The organism is Streptomyces sp. NBC_01669 (assembly GCF_026339735.1).
GTDB lineage: Bacteria > Actinomycetota > Actinomycetes > Streptomycetales > Streptomycetaceae > Streptomyces > Streptomyces yanii.
Map to the genome: position 1 here is coordinate 5,691,838 of NZ_JAPEQG010000001.1, position 14,037 is coordinate 5,705,874.

15 protein-coding genes are annotated in these 14,037 nt (G+C 69.1%); 11 read left to right on the plus strand and 4 right to left on the minus strand.

Annotation, left to right across the window (positions count from 1 at the left end; all coding sequences use genetic code 11):
• Positions 1-19 precede the first annotated feature (19 nt).
• The gene (locus OG972_RS25520; protein ID WP_266985137.1) at positions 20-496 is read right to left on the minus strand and encodes an SsgA family sporulation/cell division regulator; all 477 of its coding nucleotides are present in this window, start codon (positions 494-496) and stop codon (positions 20-22) included.
• 211 nt (positions 497-707) lie between these two features.
• On the opposite strand from OG972_RS25520, the gene OG972_RS25525 reads away from it, so the two are divergent.
• Together OG972_RS25525 and OG972_RS25530 are read left to right on the plus strand one after the other, a co-directional pair.
• Complete coding sequence (locus OG972_RS25525) at positions 708-2,279, plus strand: RDD family protein (RefSeq protein ID WP_266985139.1); 1,572 nt, start codon at positions 708-710, stop codon at positions 2,277-2,279.
• A gap of 124 nt (positions 2,280-2,403) precedes the next feature.
• Positions 2,404-3,075 carry an RDD family protein gene (locus tag OG972_RS25530; RefSeq protein WP_266985141.1) on the plus strand — a complete coding sequence of 224 codons (672 nt, stop codon included), beginning with the start codon at positions 2,404-2,406 and terminating at the stop codon, positions 3,073-3,075.
• Positions 3,076-3,124: 49 nt separating this feature from the next.
• On the opposite strand, the gene OG972_RS25535 is transcribed toward OG972_RS25530, so the two are convergent.
• Positions 3,125-3,475, minus strand: coding sequence for a hypothetical protein (locus tag OG972_RS25535; RefSeq protein WP_266985143.1), 351 nt, complete (start codon positions 3,473-3,475; stop codon positions 3,125-3,127).
• Between the two features lie 371 nt (positions 3,476-3,846).
• Here OG972_RS25535 and OG972_RS25540 point away from each other — a divergent pair, with 371 nt between their 5' ends.
• Both OG972_RS25540 and OG972_RS25545 read left to right on the plus strand, forming a co-directional pair.
• The gene (locus OG972_RS25540) at positions 3,847-6,246 is read left to right on the plus strand and encodes an immune inhibitor A domain-containing protein (RefSeq protein ID WP_266985145.1); all 2,400 of its coding nucleotides are present in this window, start codon (positions 3,847-3,849) and stop codon (positions 6,244-6,246) included.
• 124 nt (positions 6,247-6,370) lie between these two features.
• Positions 6,371-6,703, plus strand: a complete 333-nt coding sequence (locus OG972_RS25545; protein WP_266985147.1) for a hypothetical protein — start codon at positions 6,371-6,373, stop codon at positions 6,701-6,703.
• Between the two features lie 96 nt (positions 6,704-6,799).
• Here the strand turns inward: OG972_RS25545 and OG972_RS25550 are convergent, their stop codons facing one another.
• Together OG972_RS25550 and OG972_RS25555 are read right to left on the minus strand one after the other, a co-directional pair.
• Positions 6,800-7,384, minus strand: coding sequence for an isochorismatase family protein (locus tag OG972_RS25550; RefSeq protein WP_266985149.1), 585 nt, complete (start codon positions 7,382-7,384; stop codon positions 6,800-6,802).
• 153 nt (positions 7,385-7,537) lie between these two features.
• Positions 7,538-8,866: a nicotinate phosphoribosyltransferase gene (locus OG972_RS25555; protein WP_266985151.1), complete on the minus strand. Its 1,329-nt coding sequence runs from the start codon at positions 8,864-8,866 to the stop codon at positions 7,538-7,540.
• A gap of 86 nt (positions 8,867-8,952) precedes the next feature.
• Here OG972_RS25555 and clpS point away from each other — a divergent pair, with 86 nt between their 5' ends.
• From clpS to OG972_RS25590, 7 genes are all read left to right on the plus strand, one after another.
• Positions 8,953-9,258 carry an ATP-dependent Clp protease adapter ClpS gene (gene clpS / locus OG972_RS25560; protein ID WP_018555894.1) on the plus strand — a complete coding sequence of 102 codons (306 nt, stop codon included), beginning with the start codon at positions 8,953-8,955 and terminating at the stop codon, positions 9,256-9,258.
• Between the two features lie 42 nt (positions 9,259-9,300).
• On the plus strand, positions 9,301-9,882 hold the full coding sequence (locus tag OG972_RS25565) for a DUF2017 domain-containing protein (protein WP_266985153.1): 582 nt from the start codon (positions 9,301-9,303) through the stop codon (positions 9,880-9,882).
• Positions 9,883-10,406: 524 nt separating this feature from the next.
• Positions 10,407-11,849, plus strand: a complete 1,443-nt coding sequence (locus tag OG972_RS25570; RefSeq protein WP_266985155.1) for an amino acid permease — start codon at positions 10,407-10,409, stop codon at positions 11,847-11,849.
• 78 nt (positions 11,850-11,927) lie between these two features.
• Complete coding sequence (locus OG972_RS25575) at positions 11,928-12,359, plus strand: M67 family metallopeptidase (protein WP_266985157.1); 432 nt, start codon at positions 11,928-11,930, stop codon at positions 12,357-12,359.
• 143 nt (positions 12,360-12,502) lie between these two features.
• On the plus strand, positions 12,503-12,628 hold the full coding sequence (locus OG972_RS25580; protein WP_266991057.1) for a putative leader peptide: 126 nt from the start codon (positions 12,503-12,505) through the stop codon (positions 12,626-12,628).
• Positions 12,629-12,728: 100 nt separating this feature from the next.
• Positions 12,729-13,007: a MoaD/ThiS family protein gene (locus OG972_RS25585; RefSeq protein ID WP_037692508.1), complete on the plus strand. Its 279-nt coding sequence runs from the start codon at positions 12,729-12,731 to the stop codon at positions 13,005-13,007.
• Positions 13,007-13,957, plus strand: a complete 951-nt coding sequence (locus tag OG972_RS25590; protein WP_266985161.1) for a PLP-dependent cysteine synthase family protein — start codon at positions 13,007-13,009, stop codon at positions 13,955-13,957. The genes OG972_RS25585 and OG972_RS25590 overlap by 1 nt, the downstream gene beginning before the upstream one ends.
• The last annotated feature ends 80 nt before the right edge of the window (positions 13,958-14,037 follow it).

A 14,037-nucleotide genomic window follows, 5' to 3' on the forward strand; every position in this document is an offset into this window, starting at 1 on the left:
GCCGCCGGTGGACCGCGCATCAGACCTCGCCGTCCGTCGACTCGTCCGACGGCCACGGGTCGCTCAGCCACAGGTCGTCGGCCGGCAGCGGCGCGAGCAGATCGGCCAGAGCGGCGTCGATGCCGAGCCGCTCGGTCTCGGTGCCGGGCGGCACCAGCCGCAGCGTCCGCTCCACCCACGCGGCCACGGTGGAGGACGGCGCCTCCAGCAGCGCATCGCCGTCGGGCGAACTCAGTGCCATGCAGAGGACGGTGCGCCGCTCGATCCTGTCCGGCCAGATCCGCACGTCCCCGTGCCCGCAGGGCCGGAACACGCCCTCGACCAGCAGATCGCGGGCGAACGTCCAGTGCACGGGGAAGCTGGAGTCGATGTGAAAGGTGATGTGCACGGCATACGGATCCTCCGTGCGGTACATCAGCCGGGCCGGGACGGGGATGCTCCGCTCCGGCGACAGGACCAGCTCGAGCTCCAGCTCGCGTTTCACGACGGTGTGCATGAGTGCGTCCTTTCGGTGCCTGTGGACCGGTCCCCTGACCGGCCCGCACATGGAGAGAGCGCCCTCCCCGCCTCCTATTACGCGACTTCCGGAAAAAACTTCACCGTGACCGGAAAGTGCCCCAAACGCCGGGACCGGCCCGGGGGTACGCGGCTGTCTGATAGATGTGGTCCGTTGACTTGAGGCTTCGAAGAGATACGGGACCACGGTGATGAGCGCCCCAACCCCGGCACCCGGTGACGAAAGGCCCCGCGAGGGGTACTACCCCGACCCGTCCATTCCCGGATATGTCCGGTACTGGAACGGCACTTCGTGGGTTCCCGGTACGAGCCGTCCTGCGCCCCAGCAGGGCGAATCGATGGCCGCGACGCCCTCCGAGGGGGCAACGCCCGAACCGCAGCCGCAGCCTTCGGCACCGATGTCCGTCCAGGCGTCCGGTCCGACCTACGCGCCGGTGGACGAAACCGGTCCGGTCTTCCTCGACGAGGAGCCGTACGACAGCGACCGCCCCGAACCCTCGTCCGCCTGGCAGGCGGACGCCTCCCGGCAGACCGGCTTCGGCGGGGAACGCGACCGGCGGGTGTCCTGGGGCGGTACAGGCGGCACGGGGCAGCCGGACGGGGCCGGAGCAGCGGGCCAGGTCCCTGCGGACCGGGCACCGGGAAGCGAGGCTCCTGCCGACCGGGCCCCCGCGGACCCGCGTCTGCCCGCGCCGCAGGACCCGACGGGTGGTGCGCTGCCGGGCATGCGGGGCGGCAACAGCCAGGTCCCCGAGCGAACGGTCGCGATCCGGGCCGGCCGACCGGTCGAGTCCGGGGGCGGCAGCGGTGAGGCGGGACGTCCGCCCGCCGACGGTACGGTCACGACCCGCCCCGTGGGACAGGGGGGCCGGTCGCCCCGTCCCCGCAACGCGGAACAGGAACCGGCCGACGGGACCATGGCGATCCGCGCGGTTCCCCCCGGCGCCCCGCAGCCCTCCGCAGCGGCACCTGCTCCGGCTCCCGCGCCCGCTCAGGCCGCCGTCCCGGCCCCAGCGCCGGCGCCCGCCCCGGCCAATCCGCTCACCCCGGGCCCCGGCGGCGGAGCCGCCTCCTGGGCGCAGCAGGCCCACCAGCTCGCCGCGCCCCAGCAGGCCGCCCATCCGCAGCCCCAGCTCCCGCAACAGCAGCAATTCCCGCCCCAGCAGTCCCAGCAGGCCGTGCAATCCCAGCAGCGTGTCGGTGCTCAGCCGGACGGCCCGGTCGTGCCCTGGAAGCCCCCGGTCAACGACCACTTCCAGCAGCTCGCACAGGCACAGGCGGCCGCCCGCCCCGCCGGGCTCGGCAAGCGGTTCGCCGCCCGGCTCGTCGACACGGTCGTGCTGGGCGCGCTCGTCGGCGCGATCGGGTTCCCGCTCGTCTCGCGGGCGATGGGCCACATCGGCGACAAGATCGACGCGGCGAAGCTGTCCGGCCAGACGGTCACCGTCTGGCTGGTGGACTCCACCACGGCCGGGCTGTTCGGCGGGGTGCTCGGCGCGTTCCTGGTGCTCGGCGTGCTGTTGGAGGCACTGCCGACCGCGAAGTGGGGCCGTACGCTCGGCAAGAAGCTCTGCGGGCTGGAGGTACGGGACATCGAGTCCCACGGGGCGCCCTCCTTCGGTGCCGCGCTCCGCCGCTGGCTGGTCTACGGCGTGCTCGGTCTTCTGGTCATCGGCGTGGTCAATGTCCTGTGGTGTCTGTTCGACCGCCCGTGGCGGCAGTGCTGGCACGACAAGGCGGCACACACCTTCGTGGCGGGCTGACGACGAGCACGACGACGGCGCGCGGCTGACGGCTCATCGGGTGAGGGGCGACTGCTCCGTGCCCCGTTCCCCCGAACGCACCTGAGCCGTTGCGGGCGCCCGTGGGCCGGGGTGCACTGCCCCCATGAGCAACGATCAGCCGACGTCCGGCCAGCCTCCTGAGGACGACCCGTTCCTCAAGAAGCCACGGGAGCCTCAGCCGCCGTCGTCGGGTTCGCCCTACGACAGCGCTCCGCCGCCTCCTCCGCCGCCGTACGAGCCCGGCGCCTACGGCGGCGGCCCGTACGGCGGCACGGACCCGCTGGCGGGCATGCCGCCGCTCGGCGAGCCCGGCAAGCGGATCCTGGCCCGGCTGATCGACTTCCTGATCATCTCGATCCCGCTGTATCTGATCTCACTGCCGTTCGGCGGCGCGGTCGAGGTGTCGTCGGACAACAACAACCGCAACAACGACAGCGTCAGTAACGTCTTCAACCAGACCTACAGCGGTCATCAGCTGCTCTGGTCGCTGATCGGGCTCGTGGCCTACGTGGCGTACGACACGTACTTCACGCACAAGGACGGCCGCACCATCGGCAAGCGGCTGCTGAAGCTGCGGGTCGCGATGCTCAATGACGGCCGGGTGCCGGACACCAGTGCCTCGTTCCTGCGGGCCGTGGTGCTGTGGCTGCCGGCGCTGCTCTGCTGCCCGTGCCTGTGGTGGCTGATCAACATCGTGCTGATGTTCACGGACAAGCCGTACCGGCAGGGGCTGCAGGACAAGGCGGCCAAGACGGTGGTGGTCTCGACCGCATAGCCGACGTACGCAGACGGTCCGCCCGAGCGGCGGGCCGCCGGTTGCCCGGTCAGTGGCGCAGGGAGTGCTCACCCACGCGCTCGGCGGCGCGGGCGGCCGGGATCCTGGCCGGCTGGACGTCGTCGAGCGGGATGTCCTCGGCTGCGCCGACGGTGGAGACGGCGCCGTGGTTCGTACGAACCGCGGTCGCCGTCTTTGCCGTCTTCGCCGCTTTCCCTGTTTTCATCCGCAGCGGCAGGGGTACGGTGACGGCCACCAGCAGACCGAGCGCCAGCCCCGCCGTGCCGATGACGGCGATGCCGACGCCCGAACTCGTGCGGGACAGCAGGAGCATGGCGAGCGTCGAGAAGACGACGGTGACCGATCCGTAGGAGAGCTGTGCAGCAGTGGGACGCGGCATGGCGGTATCCGTCCTCGGGGCATCGGAAGGGGCAGTCTCTCAACGCGGTCGCACTGTCAAGCGACTCTACGACGGTGGATGCCCTGGAGGAAACGGTAGTAAGCGTGACCTAACCCACGGTGCCGGTGCACAGGGGGCGCACTGAGTCATCCAGCGCGCCAAAGGGGGGCATTGGCGCGCCGGTTGCCCGTCCGGTGAACGTCCGTATAGCGGAACTGCACTCCCACATAATGCACTTGGTCAGTTCAAGTCAAGGTCTGTCTTTTCTCCCGTAACTCCGGTCGAATGTCGTCACTTGTGACGCGTATCCGCGCGCGGCCTCTTCATCACCCCCAGGCCGCAGCCGCGGGCGCCGGGGAGGACTGCATCAAGTGACCACTAAGAGACGGACGCTCCGCGCCGCGGCGGTTGTCGTGGCCATGGCTGCCACCGCTGCCACGGCGTCGGCCTTCGCCACCGCACAGGCCGATGACAAGGCGTCAGGCGCCAGCGCATCCAGTATCGACCGCCGCGACCCGGGGTCGGCCGAGGGCAACGCGCACAACCTGGAGGGCCCCTTCAGCGAGCAGCAGGACGCACAGCGTCAGGCCGCCCTGGAGCAGGTCATTTCCGGCGACAAGAAGGTGTCGAACCGCGACGGCTCCAACGTCGTCAAGCTCGACGACGAGAAGTACGTCGAGCTCGGCCGCCAGAAGACGGACAAGATCTTCACGATCCTGGTGGAGTTCGGCGACCAGGTCGACGACACGACCATGTTCGACCCGGACGGCGACGGGCCCAAGCCGCCCGTCAAGAAGTACGGCGGCACGCCCGGACCGCTTCACAACAAGATAGCCAAGCCGGACCCGGCGAAGGACAACAGCACCGCCTGGCAGGCCGACTACAACCAGGCCCACTTCCAGGACCTCTACTTCGGTGAGGGCGCCGGCAAGAACTCGCTGAAGACGTACTACGAGAAGACGTCCTCCGGGCGCTACTCGGTCGACGGCGAGGTCTCCGACTGGGTCAAGGTCCCGTACAACGAGGCCCGTTACGGTTCCAACTACTGCGGCTCGTCCAACTGCGCCAACTCCTGGGACATGATCCGGGACGGCGTGAACGCCTGGGCGGCCGACCAGAAGGCCAAGGGCCGCACGCCGGAGCAGATCAAGGCGGACCTGGCGACGTACGACCAGTGGGACCGCTACGACTACGACAACGACGGCAACTTCAACGAGCCCGACGGCTACATCGACCACTTCCAGGTCGTGCACGCGGGTGAGGACGAGTCCGCGGGCGGCGGCGTCGAGGGCGCGAACGCCATCTGGGCGCACCGCTGGTACGCGTACGGCACCAACGCCGGTGCGACCGGCCCGGCCGACAACAAGGCCGGCGGTACCCAGATCGGTGACACCGGCATCTGGGTCGGCGACTACACCGCGCAGCCCGAGAACGGCGGCCTGGGTGTCTTCGCCCACGAGTACGGTCACGACCTCGGTCTGCCGGACCTCTACGACACCACCAACACCGCCGAGAACTCGGTCGGTTTCTGGTCCCTGATGTCGGCCGGCTCCTGGCTCGGCACCGGCAAGAACGCCATCGGTGACCTGCCCGGCGACATGACCGCCTGGGACAAGCTGCAGCTGGGCTGGCTCAACTACGCCTCGGCCAAGGCCGCGACGAACTCGGTCCACAAGCTGGGTGTCTCGGAGTACAACACCAAGGACAAGCAGGCGCTCGTCGTCTCGCTGCCGGACAAGGCCGTCACCACCGCTGTCACGACGCCCGCGGAGGGCGCCAAGCAGTGGTGGAGCGACATGGGTGACGACCTCAACAACACCCTGTCCCGCTCGGTCGACCTGACCGGCAAGTCCAAGGCGTCCCTGGACCTTTCGGGCTGGTGGGACATCGAGAAGGACTACGACTACCTCTACACCGAGGTGTCTACGAGCGGCGGCGCCAGCTGGACCGCGATCGACGGCACGGCCGACGGCCGGGCCATCCCGCGCGACGCCAGCGACAAGCCGGCCCTGACCGACGTCTCCGGCAAGTACCAGAAGCTGTCGTACTCGCTGGACGCCTACGCGGGCAAGAAGATCGACATCCGCTTCCGTTACACCACCGACGGCGGCGCGGGCGGTGTGGGCTTCGCGGCCGACACCATCGCGGTCAACGCCGACGGCGCCGTCCTCTTCTCGGACAACGCCGAGGGCGACGACAACGGCTGGACCGCCAAGGGCTTCTCCCGGGTCGGCGCCTCGTTCACCAAGGACTACCCGCAGTACTACATCGCGGAGAACCGCCAGTACGTCTCGTACGACAAGACCCTCAAGGTCGGCCCGTACAACTTCGGCTTCTCCACGACCCGTCCGGACTGGGTCGAGCACTACCCCTACCAGAACGGTCTGCTGATCTGGCTCTGGGACCAGTCCCAGAAGGACAACAACGTCTCCGCCCACCCGGGCCAGGGTCTGATCCTGCCGATCGACGCGCACGCCAAGCCGCTGAAGTGGGCTGACGGCACCGTCATCCGCAACAAGATCCAGCCCTTCGACGCGCCGTTCAGCTGGCAGCCGACCGACGGCTTCACGCTGCACAAGGCCGACGTGGCGGTCAAGATCAAGTCCCAGCCGGGCGTCCCGGTCTTCGACGACCACAAGGGCACCTACTGGTACGCGGAGAACAAGACCGGAAGCGTGAAGGTCGCTGACACCAACACCCGGATCACGATCGTCAGCGAGCCGCTCAGCGGTTCGACGATCACGGTCAGGGTTGGCGCCTCGCACAAGTAATTCCGCATCACCGCAGGTCAAAGCATGATCGGCCGTCGCCCTCTAGCGGGCGGCGGCCGATCGTGTTTAGGTGCCTCTTGTTCGGATTCTTATTGACACGATGTCTCACGGGGGAGCGCGGAGCATGGCAGGCGGAGGATTCAGCAAGTTGCCGAACGGCACTGTGGTGGTCGCGATCACCCTGAACGGCCCGGCGGACGGGACGGGCCCGGGAACCCCGGTGCGGGTCCTGGTGCACGCGGCGAACCGGGCCCGCGCACTGACCCGCCTGCGCAATCTGGGCCTCCGGGCGGTCTACCTCCGCGGCAACGCGGAACCGCCCACGCCCGACGAGATCACGGCGGTGCTGCACCACCCGGACGGCCTGCTCTGGCGAGCGAGACCGGAGAACGCCCAGGAACTCTGGCACCCCATCCGGGCACTCCTGCACCCACGGGTACCGGCCCACCAGTCCTGAGCGCGCCTGCGTCCCGCCCGTGCGGCGATGCGGCCGCCTCCGGCAGCCGCATTCGCCCCTGACGGCTTCCCCCCAGCCCTGTCGTGGGGGAGGCCGTTACACCACCGGCTTGCCGGAGAGCTCCACCCCGGCCTCCCGGAGCTCCTCCAGCGCCCGCCCCGTGGTCGCGGCGGAGACCCCCGCGGTCAGGTCCAGCAGTACATGCGTCGCGAACCCTTCCCGGACCGCATCCAGCGCCGTCGCCCGCACGCAGTGATCCGTGGCGATGCCGGCGACGTCGACCTCGGTGACCCTCCGGTCCCGCAGCCACTGCGCGAGCCCCACCCCGTTCTCGTCGACCCCCTCGAAGCCGCTGTAGGCCGCCGCGTAGGCCCCCTTGTCGAACACCGCATCGATCGCGCCGGAAGCGACCGCCGGGGCGAAATTGGGGTGGAAGCCCACCCCCTCCGTGCCGGCGACACAGTGCGCAGGCCAGGAGTGCTCGAAGTCGGGCTGTGCGGAGAAGTGGTTGCCCGGGTCGACATGGTGGTCACGGGTGGCGACCACATGGCGGTATCCGGCCTGGGCCTCACCGATCAGGTCGGTGATGGCGGCGGCGACATCCGCGCCCCCCGTCACCGCGAGGCTGCCGCCCTCGCAGAAGTCGTTCTGAACGTCCACGACGATCAACGCGCGGTGCATGGCGGGTGTCCTTCGATGGAGGAGAGAAGCGGGGGAGGAGAGCGGAACGGTGAAGTTCGGGGGCTGCAAATCGAGCCTAGAGACAAAGACCGCCTTGCGGGAGGGGGCGACAGGCTGCTACCAGCGACCGTCCCCTTCCCTGCCGCGGCACGTTCACACGAACTCCGTCGGAATCACCGGCTCCCCCTTGGACAGCTGCACCGCCGACATCGGCAGCCCCTGCCGCGCCGCTATATGCCGCTCCCGCGCCGCGTCCAGCGGCTCGCGCGCGACCACCTCACCACCCCTGACCAGCTCGACCAGCAGCTGCCGGTCGGCCAGCCCGTCGGGCACCGGACCGGTGCCGACCACCTCGGCCTCGGCCACTCCGTTCTCGTCCAGCCGCCGCGCGGCCCACTTGCGACCGCCCACCGAGGACTTCCCCCCCAGCGACTTCTTGGCAACCGGCCGCAGCGGTTCCGCGGGATCGGCGGAGTTCGCCCGGGCGACCAGCTTGTAGACCATGGAGCAGGTCGGCTGCCCGCTGCCGGTGACCAGCTGCGTGCCCACGCCGTACGCGTCGACCGGTGCCGCGGCCAGCGACGCGATCGCGTACTCGTCCAGGTCCGACGTCACCACGATCTTCGTCCCGGTGGCGCCCAGCTCGTCCAGCTGCTGCCGCACCCGGTGCGCGAGGAGCAGCAGGTCCCCGGAGTCGATCCGTACGGCCCCCAGCTCGGTCCCGGCGACCTCGACCGCCGTACGGACCGCCTCGGCGACGTCGTACGTGTCGACCAGCAGCGTCGTCTTCCGGCCCAGCGAGTCGACCTGCGCCTGGAACGCGTCGCGCTCGTTGTCGTGCAGCAGCGTGAACGCGTGCGCGCTCGTCCCGACCGTCGGGATGTTGTAGCGGAATCCGGCCGCCAGATCGGATGTCGTGTCGAAGCCGCCGATGTACGCGGCCCGTGCCGACGCCACCGCGGACAGTTCGTGGGTGCGTCGTGCACCCATCTCGATCAGCCTGCGACCACCCGCCGCCGCGGACATCCGGGACGCCGCCGCGGCGACCGCCGAGTCGTGGTTGAGGATCGACAGGATCACCGTCTCCAGCAGCACGCATTCGGCGAAGGATCCCTCGACCCGCAGGATCGGCGAGCCCGGGAAGTACACCTCGCCCTCCGGGTAGCCCCAGATGTCGCCGCTGAAGCGGTAGTCCGCCAGCCAGGCGAGCGTCGGCCCGTCGACGACGTTCTGGTCGCGCAGGAAGGTGAGCATCTCGTCGTCGAAGTGGAAGTTCTCCACTGCGTCCAGGACGCGTCCGATGCCCGCGACGACGCCGTAGCGCCGCCCCTCGGGCAGTCGGCGGGTGAAAGCCTCGAAGACCGAGCGCCGGTCGGCGGTGCCCGCCTTCAGCGCCGCCTGCACCATCGTGAGCTCGTACTGGTCGGTGAAGAGCGCTGTCGACGGCACACCGACCCGTCGCCCAAGGTCCGCAGAGTTCATGGCTCGGATGCTACCCCTATTTCGTCAGAGTGACGAGATCTAAGCCGTTTGTGCGATGCCCCCTCCCGGGTGGCAGCATGGGGTAGGTGAGTGTCGCCCCTGTAGAGATCGAGCGTCCCGAATCGGCCGAGGAGAACCTCGTCGTCCCCGAACCCGACGTGCCCTGGGTGACGCTGGTCCACAACGATCCGGTCAACCTCATGAGCTACGTGACCTATGTCTTCCAGGCCTACTTCGGCTACTCCAAGGACAAGGCCCACAAGCTGATGCTCGACGTCCATCAGAAGGGCCGCGCCGTCGTCTCCAGCGGCAGCCGCGAGGAGATGGAGCGCGACGTCCAGGCCATGCACGGTTACGGGCTCTGGGCCACCCTGACCCAGGACCGCAACTAGCCTCCACCTCTGCCCCGCCCGACCCACCATCGGAGAAAACCCATGGCCGGCCACTTCGAGGCCACCCCCCGCGGCGGCGCGGCCGTCGCGCTCGACGAGGTGGAGATCGCGATCCTGCGCTCCCTCGCCGTCCAGCTGCTGGAACTGATCGGACCCGGCGACGAACCGGCCGACGGCGAGGACCCGCTCGCCGCCCTGTTCGCCGAAGGGCCCAGCGAGCCGCCGACCGACCCGGCCCTGGCCCGCCTCTTCCCGGAGGCGTACGGCGACGAGGACAGCGAACTGCGCGCCGCGTCCGCCGAGTTCCGCCGCTTCACCGAGAACGACCTGCGCACCCGCAAGCGCGACGACGCGCTCACCGTCGTACGCACCCTCGACGCACTCCCGTCCGGCGAGGAAAGCGCCGTCCTCACGCTCAACGCCGACGAATGCCGCAACTGGCTCGGCGCCCTCAACGACCTCCGCCTCACCATCGGTACCCGCCTGGAGGTCTCCGACGAGGACGAGGGCGGCGAGGGCTCTCTCTACCGGCTGCCCGACAGCGACCCGCGCAAGCCCATGGTCATGGCCTATCTCTGGCTGGGCGCGCTCCAGGAGACGCTCGTCGAGACCCTGATGCCGTAGGGGCTGTCCGTCGGATCATGGCCGGGGTCGCGACGCCCGGCACTTCCCCACGTGCTCGGCTTCGCTCGAACGGGGGAGACCTCACTTTCGGCATTGCCGAAACGCCCGCACGGCTGCGCTGCGAGGATGCTCCGACGCCCGATGGCCGCCCCGTGGCGATGCACCGCACCGGACGCCGCGACTGCCCCGCCTTCCCTTGATCGGGTTTTACCTCCCCTTGGGGTCGAGCCGGGACGTTCGCTCAACGGACTCTCAAATCCGAATAACGATCCCGTCACCTGAATGGCCTTTTTTGCAGCGGCTGGAAACCCTTGTCCGCTTTTTCCTGTGGTGTGCGCCACACAATGTCCGGTGGACCACCGGTGGCTCCGTGATAAATCTTCACGACCACCCGGGGACGCCACCCCTGTTCCCGGGGGCGCTACAACCGGCGGACCGCCGGTCGCACTCCATCCATATCCGGGGGGATCAGGACCTGATCCGCAGCCGTCAGGCGCGGATCGGCGTGGAGAAAGGCGCAACACATGACATCGGCGCAGGTCGACAAGGGACAAGGCGGCTCGCAGCAGGCCGCGGAAGCCGCGGATGCCACCACCTCGGGCGAGGGCTATCAGCGCGCCCTCGGCGCCCGCCAGATCCAGATGATCGCGATCGGCGGGGCCATCGGAACCGGCCTCTTCCTCGGCGCGGGCAAAGCCATCGCCAAGGCGGGACCCAGCCTCATCCTGGCCTATGCCATCGCAGGCCTGGTGATCTTCTTCATCATGCGGGCCCTGGGCGAACTCCTCATGTACCGCCCGGTCTCGGGATCGTTCTCCGAGTACGCCCGCGAATTCGTCGGCCCCTTCGCAGGATTTGTCACCGGCTGGACCTACTGGCTGTTCTGGGTTGTCACCGGAATCACCGAAGTCACCGCGGCAGCCCAGTACATGACGTTCTGGTTCGACATTCCCCAATGGGTGTCCGCACTGATCTTCACGATCATCCTGTACGGCGTGAACCTGATCTCCGTGAAGCTCTTCGGGGAACTCGAATTCTGGTTCTCGATGGTCAAGGTCACTGCCATCGTCGGCATGATCCTCATCTGTGCCGGAATTCTCACCCTCGGCTTCTCCGACGCCGGCGACACCGCGTCCGTCACCCACCTGTGGGCCGACGGCGGCTTCTTCCCGCACGGCATCAAGGGCACCTTGATGACCCTGCAGATCGTGATGTTCGCCTTCCTCGCCGTCGAGCTCGTCGGCGTCACCGCAGGCGAGTCCAAGGACCCGAAGACCGTCCTGCCCAAGGCCATCAACACCGTGCCGTGGCGCATCGCCGTCTTCTACGTCGGCGCTCTCATCATGATCCTCGCCGTCGTCCCGTGGACGGAATTCCAGCCCGGCATCTCGCCGTTCGTCGCCGCCTTCCAGAAGATGGGCCTCGGCATCGGCGCAGGCATCGTCAACTTCGTCGTCCTGACCGCGGCCCTCTCCTCCTGCAACTCCGGCATGTACTCCACCGGCCGCATGCTGCGCGACCTCGCCCTCAACGGACAGGGCCCGAAGTTCTTCACCCGGCTGACCAGGAGCGGCACCCCGCTCATCGGCACCACCTTCTCCGCCGCCCTCATGCTCGTCGGCGTCTGGATCAACTACCAGTGGCCCGGAGACGCCTTCACCTACGTCGTCTCCTTCGCCACCATCTCCGGCATGTGGGCCTGGATCATGATCCTCGTCTGCCAGATCCGCTACCGCAGCCTGGCCGACCGCGGAGTGATCCCGCAGTCCACCTTCCGGGCCCCCGGCGCCCCGTACACCAGCGTCTTCGCCCTCGCCTTCATCGGCATGGTGATCGTGATGATGGGCATCGACAAGGACGCCAGGATCTCGCTGTACTGCGCCCCGCTCTGGGCCCTGATCCTCGGTGTCTCGTACCTGGTCCTCAAGGCCCGTAACCCCGAGAGCGCGGCCTTCGCCAAGCGCTGACCCGACCCGGCCGTCCGGCATACGGGCCCCCGCGTACCACTCCTCGGTGCGCGGGGGCCCTCTGCTTATCCTGGCGCCATGCTGACCATCACCCAGGCGCTGTACGACCGGATCGTCGCGCACTCCCGCGCGGACCACCCCGACGAGGCGTGCGGCGTGGTCGCGGGCCCGGCCGGAACCGGCCGCGCCGAACGCTTCATCCCCATGCTCAACGCCGCCCGCTCGCCCACGTTCTACGAGTTCGACTCCGCGGACCTGCTGAAGCTCTACCGCGAGATGGACGACCGCGACGAGGAGCCGGTGATCATCTACCACTCGCACACGGCGACCGAGGCGTACCCCTCGCGCACCGACATCACGTACGCCAATGAGCCCGGCGCCCACTACGTCCTCGTCTCCACCGCCGACACCGACGACGCGGGCCCCTTCCAGTTCCGCTCGTACCGCATCGTCGACGGCGTGATCACCGAGGAGGACGTCGAGGTCGTCGAGGCGTACGAACCCGCCTGACCTCGAGCAGGCCGGGGCGAAACCCCGTCCCCGGCCCGCCGTGATTCCCCGCCCCACCCCGACCGTCCACCAGACGAACGCTCACCATCCACCAGGTGAGATCACATGCCGGAATCCGGACCGGGAATCGATACGATGAGCCCATGGTTCCCCAAGACGTGAGCGACAAGACGCCGGGCATGCTGCTCGTCGCGCGCCTGCACGTCGACCTGTGCAGGCTCTCCAGCGCGATCTGTACGAGCTGCCTGCCCGCCGGCCGCAACGCCTGAGCCGGGCCGCGGCCCCGAGCGCCGTCCACACGCCCCACCCCTGCGCGGGGGCAGAGCCGCGCGCCCCGCCACCACTCCGCTTTCGACAGGAGCCCACGCCATGGCCATCGAGGTCCGCATCCCGACCATCCTCCGCACCTACACCGACGGCGCCAAGGCCGTCGAGGGCAACGGAGAGACCCTCGCCGACCTCTTCACGGACCTCGACAGCCGCCACAACGGCATCCGTGAGCGCATCGTCGACGGCGACCAGCTCCGTCGCTTCGTGAACGTCTACCTCAACGACGAGGACGTCCGCTTCCTCGACGGAATCTCCACCAAGCTCAGCGACGGCGACAGCGTCACCATCCTCCCGGCCGTCGCCGGCGGCATGAACTGATGCGGTACGACAGCCCGCTCGCCGCGGTGGGCAACACCCCGCTCGTCCGCCTGCCGCGGCTGTCACCGTCGGACGACGTCCGCATCTGGGCCAAGCTGGAGGACCGCAACCCCACCGGCTCGATCAAGGACCGCCCCGCGCTCCACATGGTCGAACAGGCGGAGAAGGACGGCCGGTTGACCCCCGGCTGCACCATCCTGGAGCCCACCAGCGGCAACACCGGCATCTCGCTGGCCATGGCGGCCAAGCTCAAGGGCTACCGCATCGTCTGCGTCATGCCGGAGAACACCTCGCAGGAACGGCGCGACCTGCTCGCCATGTGGGGCGCCGAGATCATCTCCTCCCCGGCGGCCGGTGGCTCCAACACGGCCGTCCGCGTCGCCAAGGAACTGGCCGCCGAGCACCCCGACTGGGTGATGCTCTACCAGTACGGCAACCCGGACAACGCGGGCGCCCACTACGCCACCACCGGTCCCGAGATCTTCGCCGACCTGCCCTCCATCACCCACTTCGTGGCGGGCCTCGGCACCACGGGCACGCTCATGGGTGTGGGCCGCTACCTGCGCGAACAGAAGCCCGACATCAAGATCGTCGCCGCCGAGCCGCGCTACGACGACCTCGTCTACGGGCTCCGCAACCTCGACGAGGGCTTCGTCCCCGAGCTCTACGACGCCTCGGTCCTCACCACCCGCTTCTCCGTCGGCTCCGCCGACGCCGTCACCCGCACCCGCGAACTCCTCCAGCAGGAGGGCATCTTCGCGGGCGTCTCCACCGGCGCCGCACTCCACGCGGCGATCGGCGTCGGAACCAAGGCGGTCAAGGCGGGGGAGACGGCCGACATCGTCTTCGTCGTCGCCGACGGCGGCTGGAAGTACCTGTCGACGGGCGTCTACACGGCCCCCACGACGCAAGCGGCCATCGAAACGCTGCACGGCCAGCTCTGGGCGTAACACCCAGTCGCTGAGTGCCGTCCCGTCCTCGGCCGCCGGACCCGCTGGAATTCCAGCCCGTCCGGCGGCCGAGGACTTTT